Source organism: Phycicoccus ginsengisoli, from assembly GCF_054779295.1.
Genome location: NZ_BAAGYN010000002.1, coordinates 500,832 through 522,592, shown reverse-complemented (window position 1 = coordinate 522,592; position 21,761 = coordinate 500,832). Strand labels below are relative to the sequence as shown.

The following is a 21,761-nucleotide window of genomic DNA, read 5'->3' as shown; positions in this document are numbered from 1 at the left end:
CTCCTCCACACCTGTCGGATAGGCCGGGCAAGGCCACTTCCTCGTCCGGTAACCCACGAACATGTGTCAGCGAGGCCCCGGCCCGCAACCAACCCTCACACCGAGGGCGTCACGTCATACCGTCTGAACCGCCACCCGACCGACACGGAAGCGACACCGGAACCGAGACCGGACCCGACCGGCGCGACGCGCCCGGTGGGACCGGTCACCACGGCACAGCCGCGACGCCTAGACTGACCGCACCACGCACCACACCACGCCGGGGAGCCGGCTGAAGGGACTTGACCACCATGGGACGCGGACTGTTCGAGGGATGGCACCTGATCATCCTGATCGTGTTGCTCATCGTGCTCTTCGGCTTCCGGCGCCTCCCGGACGCCGCCCGGTCGATCGGGCGCTCGATGCGGATCTTCAAGTCCGAGGTCGAGGAGATGAAGAACGACGGCAAGGGCGGCAAGAGCGCCGCGAGCCGGGACACCGTCAAGGGCGAGACGGTGCCCGGGACCGAGTCCGACGCGGCAGGCACGACGCCGGTTCATGAGGACAACTCGCCGCGCACGGACAACTCCACCGGCGCAGCCTGACCTCGATCCCCACCCTGCCCCCCATGGCGTTCCGCCGTGCCCGAAACCCCGACGGGCGGATGTCGCTGGGCGACCACCTGCGCGAGCTGCGCCGCCGGGTCGTGGTCTCGGCGGTCGCCGTGCTGGTGCTGGCGGTGCTCGGCTGGATCTTCTACCCCGACATCTACGACCGGCTCGCCGCCCCGTTCAACGACTACAAGAACGCCCACCCCGGCAGCGCGATCAGCCTCAACTTCGGCAACGCCACCGCGGCGTTCTCCCAGCAGCTGAGCATCGCGATCTTCGCGGGTGTCATCGCCGCCAGCCCGGTGTGGCTCTACCAGCTCTGGGCGTTCATCGTGCCGGGCCTGACGAAGAAGGAGAAGCGGATCTCGCTGGCCTTCATCGCGGCCATCGTCCCGCTGTTCCTCGGCGGCTGCGCCCTGGCGTACTGGGTGCTGCCGAAGGTCCTCGCGGTGCTGTACGGCTTCACGCCGCCGGGCGCCTCGAACATCCAGCAGGTCGCCGACTACTTCTCGTTCGTCACCCGGTTCATCCTGGCGTTCGGCGGGGCCTTCCTCATGCCGGTGTTCCTCGTCGCCCTCAGCGCGATCGGCGTCCTGCCGTCCTCGTCGATGATCAAGGCGTGGCGCCCCGCGGTGTTCGGGATCTTCGTGCTGTCGGCGGCGCTGACGCCCACGCCGGACGCGTTCACCATGTTCCTCATGGCCGGCCCGCTGGTCGTCCTGTACTTCGCCGCCATCGGCGTCGCCAAGCTCATCGAGCGAGGTCGTCGCCGGGCGCGGCCCGAGTGGGCCGACGTGGCCGACGACCAGGCCTCCAGCCTGTAGCCTCCGGCCGTGGCACCGCTCCCTGCCGGCGCCAGGCGGGTCGGCCTGGTCGTCAACCCGACCTCGGGCAAGAACCGCGGCATGAGCCTCGGGATCGAGGTCGCGCACAGGCTCCGCGCCGCCGGCCACGAGGTCCTCGACCTCTCCGACGAGACGTCCGGCGCGGCCCGCGACCGCGCGCTCGGCGCCATCGCCCAGGGGCTGGACGTCCTGGCGGTGGTCGGCGGTGACGGCATGGTGAACCTCGGGGTCAACCTCGCCGCCGAGACGAAGACGCCGCTGGCCGTCATCGCCGCCGGGACCGGGAACGACGTGGCCCGGGGCCTGGGCCTGCCGGTGCACGACCCGGTGCGGGCGGCGGACCTCGTCTCCACCGGCGTGCCGCGTCGCATCGACGCCGTGCGCCACGTCGACGCGCACGGGGACCGCCGGTGGTATGCCGGGGTGCTCGGCGCCGGGTTCGACTCCCTGGTCAACGAGCGCGCCAACACCTGGCCGTGGCCGAAGGGCCAGATGCGGTACAACCTGGCCGTCCTGCGCGAGCTGCCGCTCTTCCACGCGATCCCGTACGCCGTCACGGTCGACGGCGTGCGGCGCGAGACCCGGGCCATGCTCGTCGTCGTCGCGAACGGCCCGTCCTACGGCGGCGGGATGCGGGTCGCCCCGGACGCCCGGTTCGACGACGGGCTCGCCGACGTCGTCGTCCTGCACGAGATCAGCACCCTGGAGTTCCTCAAGGTCTTCCCCAAGGTCTTCTCCGGGCGCCACCTCGGCCACCCGGCCGTCGAGGTGCTCCGCGGGCGCGAGGTGACGCTCGAGGCGGACGGCATCGTGGCGTACGCCGACGGGGAGCGGTTCGGCCCGCTGCCCCTGACCCTCGAGACCGTCCCGGGTGCCGTGACGGTGCTGGCGCCCCCTGCCACGTAGTCTCGTGGGCATGGCCACCCCCGCCGAGAGGTATGCCGCGTCCGTCGAGCGGGCGGCCCGTCGAGGACCGCAGCTCACCGCGTTCGCCCGCGGGCTCGACTTCCCGCTCGACCCCTTCCAGGAGGAGGCGTGCGCCGCGGTCGAGGCCGGGCGTGGAGTCCTCGTCGCGGCGCCCACCGGGGCGGGCAAGACGATCGTGGGCGAGTTCGCCGTGCACCTGGCCCTGGAGACCGGCCGCAAGGCCTTCTACACCACGCCGATCAAGGCGCTGTCCAACCAGAAGTACAACGACCTCGTGCGCCAGCACGGTGCGCGGAACGTCGGCCTGCTCACCGGCGACTCCTCCGTCAACGGCGAGGCCCCGGTCGTCGTCATGACCACCGAGGTCCTGCGGAACATGATGTATGCCGGGTCGAGCACCCTGCACGGGCTCGGGTTCGTGGTCATGGACGAGGTGCACTACCTCGCCGACCGCTTCCGCGGCGCCGTGTGGGAGGAGGTCATCATCCACCTGCCGCAGGACGTGCAGGTGGTGTCGCTCTCGGCCACGGTGAGCAACGCCGAGGAGTTCGGCGCCTGGCTGTCCGAGGTCCGCGGCGGGGTGGACGTCATCGTCACCGAGCACCGGCCGGTGCCCCTGTGGCAGCACATGATGGTCGGGCCCGGCCTGTACGACCTGTTCGTCGACGAGGCGTCCGCGCCCGCCACCGCCGACGCCGCCACGAGGGTGAACCCCGAGCTGCTCCAGGCGATCCGCACCACCGAGCAGCGCAGCGGGTGGGACTCCGGCGGCCCCGGAGGCCGGGGGCGCGGCGGTGACCGGTCCGGGCGGGGCGGTGACCGGTACGGGCGTGGGGGCGGCCGGCGCGCGCCGGGTGGCCCGGGCGGGGCAGGCGGTGGCGCCGGCCCGGCGCGACCCGTCGGCGCCTCGGGTGGCCGCCCCGGTGGCGGTGCGACCCGGACCGAGGTCGTGCGCCGGCTCGAGCGCGACGGGCTGCTGCCCGCCATCACCTTCATCTTCAGCCGGGTGGGGTGCGAGGCGGCCGTGGGTCAGCTCCTGCGCGACGGCATCCGGCTGATCCCCGAGGTCGAAGGGGAGCGCATCCGGCGGGTCGTGGAGGAGCGTGTGTCCGCCCTCGCCGACGAGGACCTCGGCGTGCTGGGCTACTGGGACTTCGCCGACGGCCTCACCCGCGGGTTCGCCGCCCACCACGCCGGGATGCTGCCGACGTTCCGCGAGATCGTCGAGGAGCTCTTCACGGCGGGGCGCATCCGGATGGTCTTCGCCACCGAGACCCTCGCCCTGGGCATCAACATGCCCGCGCGGACCGTCGTCATCGAGAAGCTGGTGAAGTTCAACGGTGAGACGCACGCCGACGTGACGCCGGCGGAGTACACCCAGCTCACCGGGCGCGCCGGCCGACGGGGTATCGACATCGAGGGCCACGCGCTGGTCCAGTGGAACCGGGGGATGGACCCCCTGGCCGTGGCGGGGCTGGCGTCGACGCGCACCTACCCGCTGCGCTCGTCCTTCCGCCCGACCTACAACATGGCGGTCAACCTCGTCGCCCAGGTGGGGCGGGAGACGGCGAGGGAGATCCTCGAGACCTCGTTCGCGCAGTTCCAGGCCGACCGGGCCGTGGTCGGCATCGCGCGGTCGGTGCGCCGCAACGAGGAGGGGCTCGAGGGGTACGCCGAGGCCATGCAGTGCCACCTCGGGGACTTCTCCGAGTACGCCGCGCTGCGGCGTGAGGTCGCCCAGCTGGAGAAGGAAGGCGCCAGGGCGAGGTCCGCGAGCAGGCGCGCGGACGCGGCGATCTCGCTCGAGGCGCTGCGCATCGGCGACGTCGTCAAGATCCCGGCGGGGCGTCGCGCCGGGTGGGCGGTCGTCGTGGAGCCGGCCAGGACCCACCGTGGCGAGACGACGCTCCCGTCGGTGGTCACCGACGACAAGCACCTGCTGCGCCTGACCCTCACCGACGTGCCGGTGCCCGTCGAGGCGGTGACCACGGTGAAGGTGCCGCCCCACTTCAATGCCAAGAGCCCCAAGGCGCGGCGCGACCTGGCCACCACCCTGCGCATCGCGGTGCCGCACGACGCGCCCCCGAAGCGGGCAGGGGGTGGCATCACCCGCGTCGCCTCCGAGGACGAGCGGATCGCCGACCTGCGCCGACGGCTGCGTGCCCACCCCTGTCACCAGTGCCCCGACCGCGAGGACCACGCCCGCTGGGCCGAGCGGTGGTGGCGGCTCAAGCGCGAGACCGTCGGCCTCCAGCGCAAGGTCGAGGGGCGCACCAACTCGGTCGCGCGGACCTTCGACCGGATCTGCTCGCTGCTCGGCGAGATGGGCTACCTGACCACGGACGGCTCCGCGGTCACCGAGCAGGGCGAGCACCTGCGCCGGCTCTACACAGAAAAGGACCTGCTGGCCGCCGAGTGCCTGCGCCTCGGCGTCTGGAAGCGGCTCGACCCTGCCGGCCTCGCTGCCGTGGTGTCCGCCCTCATCCACGAGCCGCGGCGCGACGAGACCGACGTGAGCCCGCGCCTGCCCACCGACGAGGTGGCCGAGGCCGTGCGCGAGATGACGCGGCTGTGGTCCGAGCTCGAGGACCGGGAGCGGGAGCTCGGGCTGCCGCTGACCGGGGACCCCGACGCCGGGATGGCGTGGATGATGCACCGGTGGGCGAGCGGTCGACGGCTCGAGGAGGTGCTGCGCGGCTCGGACATGGCGGCCGGCGACTTCGTGCGGCGGTGCAAGCAGGTCGTGGACCTGCTGGGCCAGATCGGCGACGCCGCGCCCGAGCCCCACCTGCGCACCACCGCGCGCAGGGCCGTGGACGCCGTGATGCGGGGTGTCGTGGCGGCCGACCGCCTCGACTAGGGGCTCGCAAAACGGCAGTTGCGTGCATGAAACGGTGGTGCGGAACTGCCGTCTCACGTCAGCAACTGCCGTGTTGGCAAGAGGGCGGGGTGTCGGGGGACAGGGGTAGGTTCCCCGGATGAGCGACTCGCCGCCCCTGTCCGGGTATGCCGCCGACCTGCACCGTTACCTCCAGCAGGGACGGGACGCGCTCCTGCGCACCCTCGACGGGCTGGGTGAGTACGACCTGCGCAGACCCCTGGTGCCGAGCGGCACGAACCTGCTCGGGCTGGTCAAGCACCTCGCCGGGGTCGAGCTCGGCTACCTGGTGGAGGCCGTCGGCCGCGAGGCGCCGGTGCTGCCCTGGAACGAGGACGGCTCGGTGTGGGAGTCAGCCGACCTGTGGGCCACCGCCGACCAGTCCAGGGACCACCTCGAGGGCCTGTACCGGCAGGCGTGGGCCCTCAGCGACGCGTCGCTGGCCGCCGTGCCGCTCGACGCCCCGGCGGAGGTGGACTGGTGGCGGCCGGAGACGCGGCACACGACCTTCGGTCACCTCGTGGTGCGGGTGGTCGCCGAGACGGCGCAGCACGCGGGCCACGCCGAGATCCTGCGCGAGACCATCGACGGCCAGGCGGGCCGCGACCACGACGACCAGGGCGGGCCGCAGTGGTGGGAGGCGTACGTCGGGCGGATCCAGGCGGCCGCCGACACCTTCCGCGACTGAGCCGCGTCGCGTCCCGTCGCCCACCCGGCTCCGCCCGGCGCCCGCCCGTCGTCCACCCGTCGTCCACCGGTTGCCGACCGCGGGGCCGCAACGGAGGGTGGGACGGTGAACGATGCACGGTCCGCCACCACACCACAGGATCCCCCCAGGGCGACCGGCAGCGGCAGCAGCCGGGGGCGCGACGAGGCGCCGGACCCCCGACGGTGGCGGGCGCTGGCCGTCTGCCTCGTCGCCGGCTTCATGACGCTGCTCGACGTCAGCATCGTCAACGTCGCGCTGCCCTCGATCGAGCGTGGTCTGCACGCGCCCACGAGCGACCTGCAGTGGGTGGTGTCCGGGTACGCCCTCGCCTTCGGCCTCGCCCTCGTCCCGTCGGGCCGGGTCGGAGACGCGACCGGGCGCCGTCGCATGTTCGTGGCCGGGGTCCTCGTGTTCGGCCTGGCCAGCCTGTTGTGCGGCCTCGCCACCGGCAGCACGGTGCTCGTGGCCGCGCGCCTGCTGCAGGGGGTGGGCGGCGGGATGCTCAACCCGCAGGTCTCCGGGCTCATCCAGGAGCTGTTCCGGGGGGCCGAGCGGGGCCGGGCGTTCGGCCTGCTCGGCGCCACCATCGGGCTGTCCACCGCGGTCGGCCCCGTGGTCGGCGGCGTCATCATCTCGACCGTCGGGCCCGACACCGGCTGGCGCTGGGTCTTCTTCGTCAACCTCCCGGTGGTCGTCGCGGCCGTGCTCCTGGCGATGCGCTGGCTCCCGGCACCGACCCCCCGCGAACGCCGCCGCGAGGACCTCGACCTGCCCGGGACCCTGCTCCTCGGAGCCGGCGTGCTGGCCCTGCTGCTGCCGCTCGTCGAGACCGGCCACGGGCAGTCGGGCGGCCGCAGCGTCGCGCCGTGGTGGGCTGCCGTGGGCGTGGTGCTCCTCGCCGGGTTCGTGGTCCGGGAACGCCGGTACGCCGCGCGCGGCCGGACGCCGCTGGTGGACCTGCGCCTCTTCGCCCTGCCCGGCTACTCGTCCGGCGCCGCCGTGGCCCTGGTCTACTTCTCCGCGTTCACGGGGATCTTCTTCGTGCTCACGATCTACTTCCAGCGCGCCCTGCACTACTCCGCCCTGGGGGCCGGCCTCGCCGTCACCCCCTTCGCGCTGGGCTCCGCGGTGACGTCCTTCGTCGGGGGGAGACTCGTGGCCCGGTTCGGCCGCTCCCTGGTCACGCTGGGACTCCTGCTGGTCGTGGCGGGGCTGCTGGCCACGGCATACGTCCTCGACCACGCGACCCAGCACGCGGGGTGGTCCCTCGCGGGGCCGCTGCTCGTGGCCGGGCTGGGCAGCGGGATGGTCATCTCCCCGAACGTCACCCTCACGCTGGCCGAGGTGCCCGTGCACCGCGCCGGGACCGCGGGCGGTGTCCTGCAGACGGGGCAGCGGATCGGCACGGCGGTGGGCATCGCGCTGGTGGGCACCGTGTTCTTCACCCTCGTGGGGGACGGGCAGGCGGCATCCGCGGCGTCCCGGGCACTGCTGGTGGCGACGGCGCTGGCCGTCCTGGCGCTGCTGGCGAGCACCGCCGACCTGCTCGCGCGTCGACGCTCGGACCACCGTGGAGGCGACTCGGGGGCGCCGCAGTCAGCCGAGGCGCAGCGCTGACAGGAGCCGGTTCACCGAGCTCGTCACGCCGTACTCGCTCGCCACGCGGCTGAGCAGGACCGGGTCGGCGACCTCCGCGGGCAGGGTGGTGTCGACGTCCGGGACGGGGGCGTCCGGGGCCACCTGCACGACCTTGGGGGCGACGTCGAGGTAGGCGGCGCCGGCCTCGAGCCGGGTGCGCTGTGCCCCCTTGATGGCCGGGTCCCCGGAGTCGACCGCCTGGCGCAGGGCGACGAGCGAGCCGTACGTGGTGATGAGCTTCGCCGCGGTCTTCTCCCCGATGCCGGCCACGCCGGGCAGCCCGTCGCTCGTGTCGCCCCGCAGTACGGCCATGTCCGCGTAGGAGGGGCCGTCCGGGATCGCGTACCTGGCCATGAGGAAGGCCTGGTCGACCAGGTCGGGGTCACGCACCCCTCCCCGCGCGGTGTAGACGACCCGGACCGGCGCTGCGTCGTCGACGAGCTGGAACAGGTCCCGGTCGCCGGTCACGACGTCCACCGCCATGGTCCCCTTGTGGCGGGCCGTGAGGGTGCCGATGACGTCGTCGGCCTCGTAGCCGTCCGCCCCGAGCCGGGCGATCCCGACGGCGGCCAGCGCGTCGACGATGACCGGCACCTGGGGCGCGAGGTCGTCGGGGACCTGCTCCGCCTCGATGCCGCCGTCGGCGAGCCGGTGCGTCTTGTACGTGGGGATGGCGTCGACCCGGAACTGCGGGCGCCAGTCGTTGTCCCAGCAGGCGACGAGGTGCGTGGGCTCGAACTGCGTCACGAGCGAGGCGAGCATGTCGAGGAACCCGCGGATGGCGTTCGTGGGCGGGTGGCCGGGGTCCTTGCGCTGGTCCGGCACGCCGAAGAAGGCGCGGAAGTACAACGAGGCGGAGTCGAGCAGCAGGAGTCGGTCTCCACCGACCGGCGTGGTCATGGCGCACATGCTGCCACGGGCGGCCCTAGGCTGTGCGCGTGGAAGACCTCGACCGTCGCATCGTCGACCTGCTGCGCTCCGACGGGCGGATGAGCTACACCGACCTGGGCAAGGCCATGGGCCTGTCCACCTCCGCGGTGCACCAGCGTGTGCGACGGCTGGAGGAGCGCGGCGTCATCACGGGGTATGCCGCCGTCGTCGACCCCACCGCGCTCGACCTGTCGCTCACCGCGTTCATCTCGATCACGCCCCTCGACCCGGCTGCCCCGGACGACATCCCGGAGCGTCTGCACGGGTTCCCGGAGCTCGAGGCGTGCCACTCGGTGGCCGGCGACGAGAACTACATCCTCAAGGCGCGGGTGCGCGCCCCGGGGAACCTCGAGGAGCTGCTGGCACGGATCCGGGCCACGGCCAACGTCTCCACCCGGACGACCGTCGTGCTGTCGACCCCCTGGGAGTAGCGGCGCGCAAAACAACGGTTGCGCGGTGACCCGCGGGACGACAACCCGAGCTATGCCGAGCAACCGTTGGTTTGCATCGGTGCGGTCGGCGTCAGCGGGCGATGGGGGCGAACGACCCGCCCGTGACCCGCACCAGGTCGGCGGGGTCGAGCGAGAGGTCGAGGCCGCGACGGCCGCCGGAGACGTACACGCGGCCGAGGGCTGCCGCCGACTGGTCGACGACGGTGGGCAGCGCGCGCTTCTGACCGATGGGGGAGATGCCACCGACGACGTACCCGGTGGACCGCTCGGCGGCCGCGGGGTCGGCCATGGCGACCTTCTTCAGGCCGAGGGCGGCGGCGACCGCCTTGAGGTCGAGGCTTCGGTCGACGGGCACCACTCCCACGGCCAGACCCCGCTCGCCCTGGACCAGCAGCGTCTTGAAGACGTGCGCAGGTGGGACGCCGAGCGCCTCGGCGGCCTCCAGCCCGTAGGACCGGGCGGCGGGGTCGTGCTCGTAGGGGTGCAGCTCGTACGCGACGGCGAGCCGGGTCAAGGTCGTCGTCGCGGGGGTGCCGGCCGCCTCACGCTTCGTCACGGTCGGGCTGGCCGGGGTAGCGGTCAGCCGCGGCCGAAGCGGTTGACCAGCGACCAGGTCGCCGGCAGGACGCCTGCGGCCACCGCGGTCTTGACCAGGTCGCCGACGACGAAGGGGGTGAGGCCCAGGGCGAGACCCTGCGCCAGCCCCACGTGGGCGAAGCTCATCAGCCAGCCGACGCCGAGGACGTAGATGACGGCGTTGCCGAGCAGCATGGTGCCCGCGGTGCGCAGCACGGTGCGGTCACCCCCGCGCTCGGCCAGCTTGCCGACGAGCGCGGCAGCCACCACGAAGCCGATGAGGTAGCCGAACGACGCGAACTGCCACCCCGACCGGCCCTCGGCGAACCAGCCGACACCGGCCATGCCGGCGCCCAGGTACAGCAGGACGCTCAGGCCGCCGCGGACGAGGCCGAGGGAGGCACCGGTGAGCAGGACGGCGAATGTCTGCAGGCTGAGCGGGACCGGGGTCCACGGCAGCGGGATCGAGGCCTGCGCGGACAGGGCGACCAGCCCGGTGCCGGCCAGGACGAGGACGGCGTCACGGACGAGCGACGCCTTGCCGGACACGGCGATGGCGTCGGCCAGGACACGCTTGCGGGGGAGGGCGATGGCAGTCACGGGAGCAACCTAGCGAACGGCCCGCGCGGCGCACACCGACGTCTCACGTCGACCACGTCACACCGACCGCGCCCACCCCGCGGGCGCCCACGCAAAACGGCAGTTGCTGACGTGAAACGTGGCTTCAGAACTGCCGTTTCGTGCCAGCAATTGCCGTGTTGCGGATTCCGGTCGTCAGACCAGCGAGGCCTCGCGGCTCGCCGCCGCGGCGACGACCGCCGCCTCGTGCGCCGCCTCGTGGCCGCCCTGCTCGAGCCACCACTGCTGGCCGGACTCGGGCAGCGTGTAGATCGGGTCGTAGTAGACGTAGTCGCGCGACAGCGCCTCGGTGTCCGCGCCCTCGATCGAGGTCCGGTAGTTCTTGCGCCAGAACGACATGCCCTTCTCGGTGTCGTACTCGTCGACCTGGTGCACCCAGCGCTTGCCGACGAACGGCACGTCGCAGACGATGCGTGGCGTCGAGAACCCGGGCAGGTAGCCCATGATCGAGTGCTGCAGGTGCTGGGCCTCGGCCAGCGACAGCCGCCAGTGCTCGGCGAACGGGATCATGTCGCACATGTAGAAGTAGTACGGCGTGATCATCGCGTCGTCGGCGAGGGCGAAGCACAGGTCGAGCAGCTGCTCGGGGGTGTCGTTGACGCCCCGCATGAGGACGCCCTGGTTCCGCACGTCGCGGACGCCGACCTCGAGCATGGTGCGGGCGGCCTCGGCGACCAGCGGGGTCACCGACTGGGCGTTGTTGACGTGGGTGTGGATCGCGAGCGAGACGCCGCGGTCGTGCGCCTTCCTGGCGACGCGGCCGACACCCTCGACCACGTCCGGCTGCAGCCAGTGCTGCGGCAGGCCCATGAGCGCCTTGGTGGCGAGGCGGATGTCGCGGATGTTCTCGATCTCGAGCAGCTTGTCGAGGAAGCCCTCGAGGTTCTTCCACGGCATGTTCGCCACGTCGCCGCCGGAGACGACGACGTCGCGCACCTGCGGCGTCTGCTGCAGGTAGGCGAGCATCGCGGCATACCGGTCCGCGGGCTTGCCCACGAGCTTGAGCTTGTCGACCACGGGCGTGGAGTTGCCGACGAGGTCCATCCGGGTGCAGTGGCCGCAGTACTGCGGGCAGGTCGGCAGCAGCTCGGCGAGCACCTTGGTCGGGTATCGGTGGGTCAGTCCCTCGGCGACCCACATGTCGTGCTCGTGCAGGCTGTCACGCGTCGCGTGCGGGTGCGACGGCCAGTCGGTGCGGCGGTCGCTGAACACCGGCAGCATGTAGCGGCGCACCGGGTCCGCGTAGAACGCCCGGGTGAACTCCTGCCCGGCGGCGGGCAGGGCGCCCTCGGTCGCCGGGACCATGGTGTTCATCATCTGCGGCGGCACGAGCATCGACATCGTGGCCCGCTCGGCCTGGTCGCGCTCGAGGTCGGCGTAGAAGGCGTCGGTGAGCAGGTCGCCCATGAGCTCGCGCAGCTGCCTGACGTTCTTGACGCAGTGAGCGCGCTGCCACTGGGCGCTGGCCCAGTCGTCGGCGGTGACGTCCTTCCACCCCGGCAGGCGGGTCCAGTCCGGCTCCACCAGCTCGCGGTGGCGGTACGCGTAGGGCTGCTCGATCGTCGTGCTCATACATGGCAGGATACGGGAGAAGTTCCACCGAACACGACCTGATGCCGCAGTATTTGCGCTGCGTGTCGCTCCAGATGGGAGATCCTGTGCCGGACACCCCCTCGTCCCCGGTCGGCCTGCACCGCGTGCTCGAGCCCGCCGGGGCGGCCCTGCCGCAGGCGGCCCGACGCCTGGACGCCCGTCCCGAGCTGTGGCCCGACGAGGTGCGGATCGCGGTGGAGACCCTCAACCTCGACGCCGCCTCCTACCGGCAGCTGCACGACAAGCACGCGGGTGACGGGGCAGCCGTCCGCGCCGAGGTCCTCGACATCGTCGCCACCCGCGGCAAGATGCAGAACCCCGTGACCGGCTCCGGCGGCATGCTCATCGGCACCGTGGAGGAGGTCGGCCCGAAGTCGACGCTCGGCCTCGCTCCGGGCGACCACGTGGCGACGCTCGTCTCCCTGTCGCTCACCCCGCTGGTCCTCACCGACGGCCTCGAGCGCTGGGACGGCCGGTCCGAGCGCGTGCCGGCCGCCGGGCACGCGATCCTGTTCGGCCGGTCCATCGCCGCGAAGCTGCCCGACGACCTGAGCCCGGACCTCGCGCTCATGGTCATGGACGTGTGCGGCGCGCCGGCGCTGGTCTCGCGGGTGGTGGGGGAGTACGTCGTGCGCGGCCACGCGCCGACCGTGGCCGTCCTCGGTGGCGCCGGCAAGTCCGGCTCGCTGTCGCTCGCCGCGGCCGCCGATGCGGGAGCCGGCCGGCGCATCGCCGTGGTCCCGGTGCAGCGCGAGGCCGACCTGCTCGAGGGCACCGGCCTCGCCCAGGAGGTCGTCGTCGCGGACGCTCGCAGCCCGCTCGGGCTCTCCCAGGCCGTGGCCGCCGCCGGGGGACCGGCGGACGTCACCGTCGTCTGCGTCGACGTGCCGGGCTGCGAGCAGCCGGCCATCCTCTCGACCGCCCAGGGCGGCACGATCATCTTCTTCTCCATGGCCACGAACTTCGCGGCCGCCGCGCTCGGCGCCGAGGGTGTCGCCGCCGACGTCCGCATGCTGGTGGGCAACGGGTACACGCCGGGCCACGCGGCATACGCCCTCGACCTGGTGCGCGGCAACGAGGCCGTCCGCCGGCTGTTCGAGTCCCGCCTGCACGACTGAGGCACATCCCCGCCCCTGCCGGCAAGGCCCTCGGGCCCGTGGACGCGCAGGCCGTCCCGTGGTCGGATGCGGGGTATGCCTGCTGACGTGACGCCGGGATACGCCACCGCCGACCTCGAGCTCGACCTGCGGTGGTGGGCTGCGGCCAACTACCTGACGGTGGGGCAGATCTACCTGCGCGACAACGCCCTGCTCACCGAGCCGCTGCGGGTCGAGCACACCAAGCCGCGCCTGCTCGGGCACTGGGGGACCAGCCCGGGGCTGTCGATGGTCTACGCCCTGGTGAACCGGCGGATCCGCGAGACCGGGTCGAGCTGGCTCTACGTGACCGGGCCCGGCCACGGCGGACCCGCCCTCGTGGCCGCCGCCTGGCTGGAGGGGACGTACTCCGAGGTCTACCCGAAGGTGGGTGACGACGCCGCGGGCGTGCTGCGGCTCTTCCGGCAGTTCTCCTCCCCGGGCGGGGTCCCCAGCCACGTCAGCGTCCAGACGCCCGGCAGCATCCACGAGGGCGGCGAGCTCGGCTACGCGCTCGTGCACGCCGCCGGCGCGGCGTTCGACCACCCCGACCTGGTCGTGGCCTGCGTCGTCGGTGACGGCGAGGCCGAGACCGGTCCGCTGGCTGCGTCGTGGCGGCTGCCGCACTTCCTCAACCCGCGCCGCGACGGCGCCGTGCTGCCGATCCTGCACCTCAACGGGTACAAGATCGCGGGCCCGACCGTCCTGGGACGCACCGACGACGCCCACGTCGAGGCCTACCTGCGCAGCCAGGGCTGGGACCCCGTCCTCGTCTCCGGCGACGACCCGCGAGAGGTCTTCCCGGCGTTCCACGCGGCCCTCGCGCGGGCGCACGACCGGATCCGGGAGATCCAGGCGGACGCCCGGGCGGGCTCAGACGAGGACGCCCATGGGAGCGACCTGGCCGACCACCGGGCCTCGTGGCCGGCGATCGTGCTGCGCACGCCCAAGGGGTGGACCGGCCCGGCGGTCGTCGACGGCAAGCAGGTCGAGGGCACCAACCTCGCCCACCAGGTGCCGCTGGCCGGCCTGGCCGAGAACCCGGAGCACCTGCGGATGCTCGAGGAGTGGATGCGCGGGTACCGCCCCGAGGAGCTCTTCGACGCGGACGGCCGGCTCGTGGCCGAGCTGCGGGCCCTGGTCCCCGAGGGCGACCTCCGGATGTCCGCCACGCCGTACGCCAACGGGGGCCGGCTGCGGACGCCGTTGCCGATGCCGGAGCTGTCGGCCTACGAGGTGGAGGTCAGCCCAGACGGCCGGGGGCGGGAGATGGTCGAGAACACCATCACGACGGGTCGCCTCCTGCGCGACCTGTATGCCGCGACGGTCCGCCCCGACGGCGGCGGCACCTTCCGCCTGTTCTCGCCGGACGAGACGGCGAGCAACCGGCTGCAGCCCGTCTTCGAGGTCACCGACCGGTGCTTCATGGGGCCGCTGCGGGACACCGACGACCACCTCGGCCCCGACGGCCGCGTCATGGAGGTGCTGAGCGAGCACCTGTGCCAGGGCTGGCTCGAGGGTTACCTGCTGACCGGGCGGCACGGGATGTTCGCGACCTACGAGGCCTTCGCGATGGTCTCGGCGTCGATGGCGGTGCAGCACGTCAAGTGGCTGCAGCACGCGCAGGAGCTCCCGTGGCGCGAGTCGGTGTCCTCGCTCAACATCCTGCTGACGTCCACCTGCTGGCGCAACGACCACAACGGGTTCTCCCACCAGGGCCCCGGCCTCATCGACTGCCTCCTGCCGCTGGCCCCCGGCGTGGTCCGGGTCTGGCTGCCACCGGACGCCAACACCGCGCTGTGGATCGCCGAGCACTGCCTCTCGGGGACCGACCACGTCAACCTCATCGTCGTGGACAAGCAGAAGCACCTGCAGTACCTCTCGCTCGAGGAGGCGGCCAGGGCCTGCTCGGCGGGGGCGTCGATGTGGGAGTGGGCCAGCACCTGCGGCCCGGACGACGACCCCGACATCGTCCTGGCCTGCGCGGGCGACGTCCCGACGCAGGAGGCCCTCGCCGCCGCGGAGCTGCTGCGCGACCACGTGCCCGACCTCAAGGTGCGGTTCGTCAACGTCATCGACCTGATGACCCTGATCCCCGAGGCCGACCACCCGAACGGCTTCTCCGACAGCCACTTCGAGGACGTCTTCACCCCCGAGCGGCACGTCGTGTTCGCCTTCCACGGCTACCCGCGCGCCGTCCACCAGCTCATCCACGGCCGGGCCAACCCCGGGCGGTTCCACGTGCGCGGGTTCAGCGAGCAGGGGACCACCACCACGCCGTTCGACATGGTCGTGCTCAACCGGATGAGCCGGTTCCACCTCGCCAAGGAGGTGCTGCGCCGGGCACGGACCCGGCCGCCCGGGTGGCGCGAGCTCAAGGACCTGTGCGACCGGCGGCTCGCCGAGCACGAGTCGTACATCCGGGAGAACCTCGCGGACCTGCCGGACATCGCGGACTGGACCTGGCAGGGGCGGCACCTGGTCACCGACCGCTAGGTTCGGCGCATGCCGAGCAGCATCTACCTGGCCGGGACCGAGGCGAGGTCGGGCAAGTCCGCCGTGGCCGTCGGACTCCTGCACCGGCTCGCGCGCCGCGCCGGCCGAGTGACCGTCTTCCGTCCGGTGGTCCGAGCAGGGGAGCCCGACGTGCTCGTGGAGACGCTGCTGTCCCTGCTGCCGGCCACGACGACGACGGCGGAGCGCGCCTGCGGCGTCACCTACGACGAGGTGCACGCCGACCCGGACCGGGCGATGGGCACCATCGTCGACCGCTTCCACGAGGCCGCGCGTGACCACGACGCCGTCCTGGTCGTCGGGTCCGACTTCACCGACGTCGCCGCCCCGACCGAGTTCGCGGTCAACGCGCGCATCGCCGCCAACCTCGGTGCCCGGATGCTGCTCGTCGAGCCGGCCGTGGGCCGCACCCCGGACGACGTCGCCACCACGGCTGAGCTCGCCATCACGGCCGCCCGCGAGCAGCACGCCCACGTGGCCGGCGTCGTCGCCAACCAGGTGGCCGTGGACCACCTCGACGCGACCCTGGAGCTGCTGCGCCGGCGGGTCGCCCCGGTCCCCGCGCACGTGCTGCCGGAGACCCCGATCCTGCGGGCTCCGACGGTCCGTGACCTGCTGGACGCGTGCCGGGGTCGACTGGTCCACGGTGACCCCTCGCTGCTCGACCGCGAGTGCCTGGGCCTCGTCGTGGCGGCGATGACCCTGCCGCACGTCCTGGACCGGCTGATCGAGGGCGGCGTCGTCATCGTCCCCGGGGACCGCGAGGACGTCGTGCTGGGCGTGCTCCTCGCGCACCGGTCGAGCACCTTCCCCTCGCTGTCGGGGGTGGTGCTCAACGGTGGGTTCGACCTGGGGCCGCAGGTCCACCGCCTCATCGAGGGCCTCGACGTGCGGCTGCCCATCGTCGCCAGCGACGGCGGCACGATGGCGACCGCGAGCCGGCTCGGCGCCGCGCGGGGGCGGATCACTCCCGACGCCGGCCGCAAGGTGCAGGCCGCCATCACGCTGGTCGACCAGGGCCTCGGCCCCGACGCCCCAGGTGGCGAGGACTGGCCCGGGCTGCCCTCGGCCGCCGGTCCCGGCGCCGTCACCCCCCTGATGTTCGAGCACCTGCTCGTCGAGCGCGCCCGGGCAGCCGGGTCCCACATCGTGCTCCCCGAGGGCACCGAGCCCCGGATCCTGGCGGCCGCCGACCAGGTCAGGGCGTCGGGCATCGCCCGCCTGACCCTGCTCGGCGACCTCGACGAGGTGCGCGAGGCTGCCGCTGCCGCGGGGGTGGACCTGGCCGGGGTCGACGTCGTCGACCCGCTCACCAGCCCCTGGCGCCGCCGGTTCGCCGAGGAGTACGCGGCGCTGCGGGCCCACAAGGGGGTCACGCTCGACCAGGCCCTCGACCTCGTCGCGGACGGTGCCTACTTCGGCACGATGATGGTCCACGACGGCCTCGCCGACGGCATGGTCTCGGGGTCGGTGACGACGACGGCCCACACCATCCGGCCGGCCCTCGAGATCGTGCGCACGGCGCCCGGCGTGGACATCGTCTCGAGCGTGTTCCTCATGTGCCTCGCGGACCGGGTGCTCGTCTACGGCGACTGCGCGGTGAACCCGGACCCGACCGCCGAGCAGCTCGCGGACATCGCCGTCTCCTCCGCCGCGACGGCGCAGCGCTTCGGCATCGAGCCCCGGGTGGCGATGCTGTCGTACTCGACCGGCGGGTCCGGTGCGGGGGCCGACGTCGAGAAGGTCCGTGCCGCCACCGCCCTCGTCCGCCAGCGCTCGCCGGAGCTGCTCGTCGAGGGGCCCATCCAGTACGACGCCGCCGTCGACCCCCACGTCGCCGCCACCAAGCTCAAGGGCAGCCCCGTCGCCGGTCGGGCCACGGTCCTGGTGTTCCCGGACCTCAACACCGGCAACAACACCTACAAGGCCGTCCAGCGCAGCGCGGCCGCGGTGGCGATCGGTCCGGTCCTGCAGGGCCTCAACCGCCCCGTCAACGACCTGTCCCGAGGAGCCCTCGTGCGCGACATCGTCAACACCATCGCCATCACCGCCATCCAGGCGGCCGGCCGATGAGCCCTCAGCACGTCCTGGTCGTCAACGCGGGCTCCTCGTCGCTGAAGTACCAGGTCGTCGACGGCCGCACCGGGCAGACCTCGGCCACCGGCCTCGTCGAGCGGATCGGCGGGGAGGGCCACCTCCGGCACACGTCCGGTGGCCGGACGCACGAGCGCGACGTCCCGGTCCCCGACCACGCCGCCGCTCTCGGGGCGGCCCAGCAGGCGCTGCGCGAGCACGGGCCGGACCTCGACGCCGAGCCGCCGGTCGCCGTCGGACACCGGGTCGTCCACGGTGGTGCCCGGTTCAGCGCGCCGGTCCTGGTCGACGACCGGGTGCTCGACGCCGTGCGCGACCTCGGGCCGCTGGCGCCGCTGCACAACCCGGCCAACCTCGAGGGCATCGAGACAGCGCTGCGCGCCTTCCCCGGCGTGCCGCAGGTGGCGGTGTTCGACACCGCCTTCCACCAGACGCTGCCGGAGCACGCCTACACGTATGCCGTGCCGCGCGAGTGGCGCGACCGGCACCGCGTCCGGCGCTACGGCTTCCACGGGACGTCCTTCGCCTACGTCTCCCGCCGGGCGTGCGAGGTGCTCGGACGAGTGCCGGGGGAGACCAACCTCGTCGTGCTCCACCTCGGCAACGGCGCCAGCGCGTGCGCCGTCGCGGGGGGCCGCAGCGTCGACACGTCCATGGGTCTGTCCCCGCTCGAGGGGCTGGTCATGGGCACCCGGCCCGGTGACCTCGACCCGGCCCTCGGCGCCTACCTCTCCCGCGCCGCCGGCCTCGACCCCGCGGCCTACGACAAGGCCCTCAACACCGCGAGCGGGCTGCTGGGTCTGGCGGGGATCGCCGACCTGCGCGAGGTGCAGCAGCGACGGGCGGCGGGCGATCCCGACGCACGGCTCGCCTTCGACGTCATGACCTACCGGCTGCGCAAGTACGTCGGCGCGTACGCCGTGGCCCTCGGGCGCGTCGACGCCATCGTCTTCACCGGCGGCATCGGCGAGCACAGCGCCGAGGTGCGGGCCGCCGTCCTCGGCGACCTCGGGCTCCTGGGCGTGGAGCTCGACGCGGACGCCAACGACGACGGCCCGCCCGAGCGGGTGGTGACCACCGCCGCCAGCCGCGTGGTGGGGCTGGTCGTGCCCACCAACGAGGAGCTCGAGATCGCCCGCGCCTGCCTGGCCGTCGTGGGGGAGCGCAGCGGCGGGTAGCGACAGCCGCATAGGGTGCGGACCGTGAGCACTCTGTACCGCGGCGGCTTCGTGTACACCCCCATCGATCCCTTCGCGAACGCGATGGTGGTCGACGACGCTACGGGGACGATCGCGTGGATCGGCGGCGACGACGCGGCAGCGGTGCACGCCGACGCGGTGGACCGGGTCGTCGAGCTGGACGGGGCCCTGGTCACGCCTGCCTTCGTCGACGCCCATGCCCACGTGTCGCAGACGGGTGCGGGCCTGCGCGGCGTCGACCTGGGCACCGCACGCAGCACGGCCGAGGCGCTGAGCCGCGTCGAGGACGCCGCCCGACGCGAGCGCGGCCGCCCCGTCTACGCCCCCAACTGGGACCAGGGGACCTGGCCCGACAAGCGTCCCCACACCGCTGCCGAGCTCGACCGGGCGACGTACGGGGGAGTGGTCTACAGCCCCCGGGTCGACGGCCACTCGGCGGTCATCTCCTCGGCGCTCGCCGCCGCGAGCGGCGCCCGGGAGCTGCCCGGCTGGGAGGGCGACGGCCTCGTCACGCGCGAGGCGCACCACGCCGCCCGGGAGGCCTTCAACGCCGCGGTCACCCCCGCCCAGCGCAAGGCCGACATCGACCTCGCGCTGTCCACCGCGGCCGCCGCCGGCATCGGCCTGGTCCACGAGAACGGTGGCCGCACGCTGTCCGGCACGGACGACTTCGCCGAGGTCCTCGCCGCCGGGGACCGCGGCGACGGGCCGCAGACGATCGGGTACTGGGCCCAGCTCGTCTCCGACGAGCAGGAGGCCCGTGACGTCGCCACGCTGCGCGGCGCGCGTGGCCTCGCGGGCGACCTCAACATCGACGGCTCGATCGGGTCGCGCACCGCGCACCTGCGCCGCCCCTACACCGACCGCGAGGGCCACTCCGGCAACGCCTACCTCACCGTCGAGCAGGTCCGCGACCACGTCGCCGCCTGCTCCCTCGCCGGCGTCCAGGCCGGCTTCCACGTCATCGGCGACGCGGGGGTCGACACCGCCGTGGCCGGCTTCGAGGCGGCCGCAGAGCTGGTGGGCTCGCCGGTCGTCACCCGCGCCCGGCACCGGCTCGAGCACCTCGAGATGGTCTCCCGCGACGGCATCGAGCGGTTGGCCCGGCTCGGCGTCTCGGCCTCCGTCCAACCCGCCTTCGACGCCTTCTGGGGCGGGGAGTCGGGCATGTATGCCTCGCGGCTGGGCGCCGACCGCGTCCACGGCCGGGGTGAGGGCGACGCCGGCCCGATGAACCCGTTCGCCTGGATGATGGCGGCCGGCATGACGGTGGCCCTCGGCTCGGACTCCCCGGTCACGCCGTTCGCGCCGTGGGAGGCCGTGCGCGCCTGCGTCAACCACCACGACGAGTCGCAGCGGGTGTCGGCCCGCTCGGCGTTCCTGGCCCACACCCGGGGCGGCTGGCGCGCCGCGGGGTTCGACGACCGCGGCTACCTCGACCTGGGCCTGCCGGCGACGTTCGCGGTCTGGCAGGTGGGCGACCTCGTCGTCCAGGCCCCAGACGACCGGATCCAGACCTGGTCCACCGACCCCCGGTCCGGCACGCCCGGGCTGCCGGACCTGTCGCCCGGTGCCCCGCTGCCGGTGTGCCTGCGCACCTCCGTCCGTGGTCGGGTCGTGCACGACACCGGGGCGCTGGTGCCCACGACGGCGGGCTGACGGGCGTGCGGGTCGGGCTGGTGGGCGCGGGCTCGATCGCCGTGCCGCACGTGCAGGCGTGGCGAGCGCTCGGTGCCGACGTGGTGGTGCACTCCCGGCGGCGTCCCACCGAGTTCGCGGGGCGCCACGGCGCCGTCGTCGCCGACACCCTCGAGGAGCTGCTCGCCGCGAGCGACCTCGTCGACGTCTGCTCCCCGACCGACACGCACGAGCAGGTGGTCCTGGCCGCGGTGTCGGCCGGGCTCCCGGTGGTCTGCGAGAAGCCGCTGGCCCGCACGGCGCGGGCCGCCCAGTCGCTCGCCGACGCGGCCGACCGGGCCGGCGTCGCGCTGCTGCCCGCCCACGTCGTCCGGTGGTTCCCGGCCCACGAGGAGCTGCACGAGCGGCTGCTGGCCGGGTCTCTCGGAGCCGTCGCGGAGGCGTCGTTCACCCGCCAGGTCCAGACGCCGCCGGACGACAGCTGGTTCCACGACCTCGACCGCTCCGGGGGAGTGGTGCTCGACCTGATGCTCCACGACCTCGACCAGGCGCTGTGGGACTTGGGTCCCGTGCGCGACGTGACGGCACGGGCGCTCGACGGCCGCAAGCGCTCGGTCCGGGCGGTCCTGTCCCACGACTCGGGCGTCACGTCCACCGTCGAGGCGGTGTGGGGACCGCCCGGCACGCCGTTCGCGACGACGTACGCCGTCACCGGCTCACAGGGGTCCGCCCACCACGACTCCCGGACCGACGGCGTCCGGACCGACGGCGCCCCACCAGCGGCGGAGGACCCCTACCTGCGCCAGGCCCGTGAGCTGCTCGACCACGTCGAGGCGGGCACCCCGGCTCGGGTGAGTGCCGCCGACGGCGTCGCGGCCGTGGCCCTGGCCGAGCGGGTGCTCCAGGCCCTCCTGGCCTAGTCGCCCCGCGCCTTCGCGCTGGCCCGGTCGTTGGCCTTCTGCAGCGCGTCCACGAGCTCGGCCTTGGTCATCCGCGAGCGCCCGCGGACGTCCAGGCGCCTCGCCAGCTCCAGCAGGTGCTCCTTGCTGGCGTTGGCGTCGACGCCGCCCGCCGTGGGCTCGCGCGAGCCGTACCCCCGCTCGGCGTGGGGGTCCGACGGACCCTTCTCGTCCTTGGGCTCCCAGTGGTCGCCGACCTTCTCGTGGGTGTGCTTGAGCGAGGCGTAGGCCGTACGCTGCGCCCGCTCCTCGCTGTCGTAGGACTCGGCCGCCGAGTCGTACGTCTGCGCGTAGGTGTCCTTGGCCTTCTGGTCCGAGCGCTGCAGCGTGCTGGGCAGCTCGCTCTCCTTCGCCTTGCCGGACCTCGTCGTCTTCGGCACGACCACCTCCCGTCCCGCCGCGCGGTGCGGCGTCGTCCCCAGCATCGTCCGCACCGCGCCGGGA

Annotated in this window: 18 protein-coding genes; 13 read left to right on the top strand and 5 right to left on the bottom strand. The window is 73.4% G+C overall.

What is annotated here, in order from left to right; all coding sequences use genetic code 11:
- Positions 1-290: 290 nt before the first annotated feature.
- The 6 genes from tatA (at position 291) to ACYVDO_RS05115 (ending at position 7,566) form a co-directional block, all read left to right on the top strand.
- Entirely contained in the window at positions 291-584 is a 294-nt protein-coding gene (tatA, locus tag ACYVDO_RS05140; protein WP_460933397.1) for a Sec-independent protein translocase subunit TatA, read from the top strand.
- Positions 585-607: 23 nt separating this feature from the next.
- Positions 608-1,414 (top strand): twin-arginine translocase subunit TatC, encoded by an 807-nt coding sequence (tatC, locus tag ACYVDO_RS05135; protein WP_460933395.1) that lies wholly within the window; start codon positions 608-610, stop codon positions 1,412-1,414.
- 9 nt (positions 1,415-1,423) lie between these two features.
- On the top strand, positions 1,424-2,341 hold the full coding sequence (locus ACYVDO_RS05130) for a diacylglycerol/lipid kinase family protein (protein WP_460933393.1): 918 nt from the start codon (positions 1,424-1,426) through the stop codon (positions 2,339-2,341).
- 10 nt (positions 2,342-2,351) lie between these two features.
- The gene (locus tag ACYVDO_RS05125) at positions 2,352-5,222 is read left to right on the top strand and encodes a DEAD/DEAH box helicase (protein ID WP_460933390.1); all 2,871 of its coding nucleotides are present in this window, start codon (positions 2,352-2,354) and stop codon (positions 5,220-5,222) included.
- A 118-nt stretch (positions 5,223-5,340) separates the two neighbouring features.
- Complete coding sequence (locus tag ACYVDO_RS05120) at positions 5,341-5,928, top strand: DinB family protein (RefSeq protein ID WP_460933388.1); 588 nt, start codon at positions 5,341-5,343, stop codon at positions 5,926-5,928.
- 105 nt (positions 5,929-6,033) lie between these two features.
- Positions 6,034-7,566, top strand: coding sequence for an MFS transporter (locus tag ACYVDO_RS05115; RefSeq protein ID WP_460933385.1), 1,533 nt, complete (start codon positions 6,034-6,036; stop codon positions 7,564-7,566).
- On the opposite strand, the gene ACYVDO_RS05110 is transcribed toward ACYVDO_RS05115, so the two are convergent.
- Entirely contained in the window at positions 7,546-8,487 is a 942-nt protein-coding gene (locus ACYVDO_RS05110; RefSeq protein WP_460933383.1) for a 5'-3' exonuclease, read from the bottom strand. The two genes, ACYVDO_RS05115 and ACYVDO_RS05110, sit on opposite strands and share 21 nt — an antisense overlap.
- Before the next feature lie 38 nt (positions 8,488-8,525).
- Here ACYVDO_RS05110 and ACYVDO_RS05105 point away from each other — a divergent pair, with 38 nt between their 5' ends.
- Positions 8,526-8,948: an Lrp/AsnC family transcriptional regulator gene (locus ACYVDO_RS05105; RefSeq protein ID WP_460933381.1), complete on the top strand. Its 423-nt coding sequence runs from the start codon at positions 8,526-8,528 to the stop codon at positions 8,946-8,948.
- A gap of 91 nt (positions 8,949-9,039) precedes the next feature.
- Here the strand turns inward: ACYVDO_RS05105 and ybaK are convergent, their stop codons facing one another.
- The 3 genes from ybaK to ACYVDO_RS05090 all read right to left on the bottom strand — a co-directional run bounded on the left by ybaK (position 9,040) and on the right by ACYVDO_RS05090 (position 11,756).
- Positions 9,040-9,525 carry a Cys-tRNA(Pro) deacylase gene (gene ybaK / locus ACYVDO_RS05100; protein ID WP_460933379.1) on the bottom strand — a complete coding sequence of 162 codons (486 nt, stop codon included), beginning with the start codon at positions 9,523-9,525 and terminating at the stop codon, positions 9,040-9,042.
- A gap of 23 nt (positions 9,526-9,548) precedes the next feature.
- Positions 9,549-10,145: a biotin transporter BioY gene (locus ACYVDO_RS05095; RefSeq protein ID WP_460933377.1), complete on the bottom strand. Its 597-nt coding sequence runs from the start codon at positions 10,143-10,145 to the stop codon at positions 9,549-9,551.
- A 174-nt stretch (positions 10,146-10,319) separates the two neighbouring features.
- Positions 10,320-11,756 carry a KamA family radical SAM protein gene (locus ACYVDO_RS05090; RefSeq protein ID WP_460933375.1) on the bottom strand — a complete coding sequence of 479 codons (1,437 nt, stop codon included), beginning with the start codon at positions 11,754-11,756 and terminating at the stop codon, positions 10,320-10,322.
- An 86-nt stretch (positions 11,757-11,842) separates the two neighbouring features.
- Between ACYVDO_RS05090 and kdd the strand changes: the two genes are divergently transcribed.
- The 6 genes from kdd (at position 11,843) to ACYVDO_RS05060 (ending at position 21,278) form a co-directional block, all read left to right on the top strand.
- Positions 11,843-12,895, top strand: coding sequence for an L-erythro-3,5-diaminohexanoate dehydrogenase (gene kdd / locus ACYVDO_RS05085; RefSeq protein ID WP_460933373.1), 1,053 nt, complete (start codon positions 11,843-11,845; stop codon positions 12,893-12,895).
- Positions 12,896-12,970: 75 nt separating this feature from the next.
- A complete protein-coding gene (locus ACYVDO_RS05080; protein WP_460933371.1) occupies positions 12,971-15,409 on the top strand; it encodes a phosphoketolase family protein in 2,439 nt (812 codons plus the stop codon).
- Positions 15,410-15,418: 9 nt separating this feature from the next.
- Positions 15,419-17,500, top strand: coding sequence for a phosphate acetyltransferase (pta, locus tag ACYVDO_RS05075; RefSeq protein ID WP_460933369.1), 2,082 nt, complete (start codon positions 15,419-15,421; stop codon positions 17,498-17,500).
- Positions 17,497-18,699, top strand: coding sequence for an acetate/propionate family kinase (locus ACYVDO_RS05070; RefSeq protein WP_460933366.1), 1,203 nt, complete (start codon positions 17,497-17,499; stop codon positions 18,697-18,699). The genes pta and ACYVDO_RS05070 overlap by 4 nt, the downstream gene beginning before the upstream one ends.
- 24 nt (positions 18,700-18,723) lie before the next feature.
- Positions 18,724-20,379: an amidohydrolase gene (locus tag ACYVDO_RS05065; protein WP_460933364.1), complete on the top strand. Its 1,656-nt coding sequence runs from the start codon at positions 18,724-18,726 to the stop codon at positions 20,377-20,379.
- A gap of 5 nt (positions 20,380-20,384) precedes the next feature.
- Positions 20,385-21,278: a Gfo/Idh/MocA family protein gene (locus ACYVDO_RS05060; protein WP_460933362.1), complete on the top strand. Its 894-nt coding sequence runs from the start codon at positions 20,385-20,387 to the stop codon at positions 21,276-21,278.
- Here ACYVDO_RS05060 and ACYVDO_RS05055 read toward each other — a convergent pair.
- Positions 21,275-21,742, bottom strand: coding sequence for a ChaB family protein (locus ACYVDO_RS05055; protein WP_460933360.1), 468 nt, complete (start codon positions 21,740-21,742; stop codon positions 21,275-21,277). The two genes, ACYVDO_RS05060 and ACYVDO_RS05055, sit on opposite strands and share 4 nt — an antisense overlap.
- Positions 21,743-21,761 lie beyond the last annotated feature (19 nt).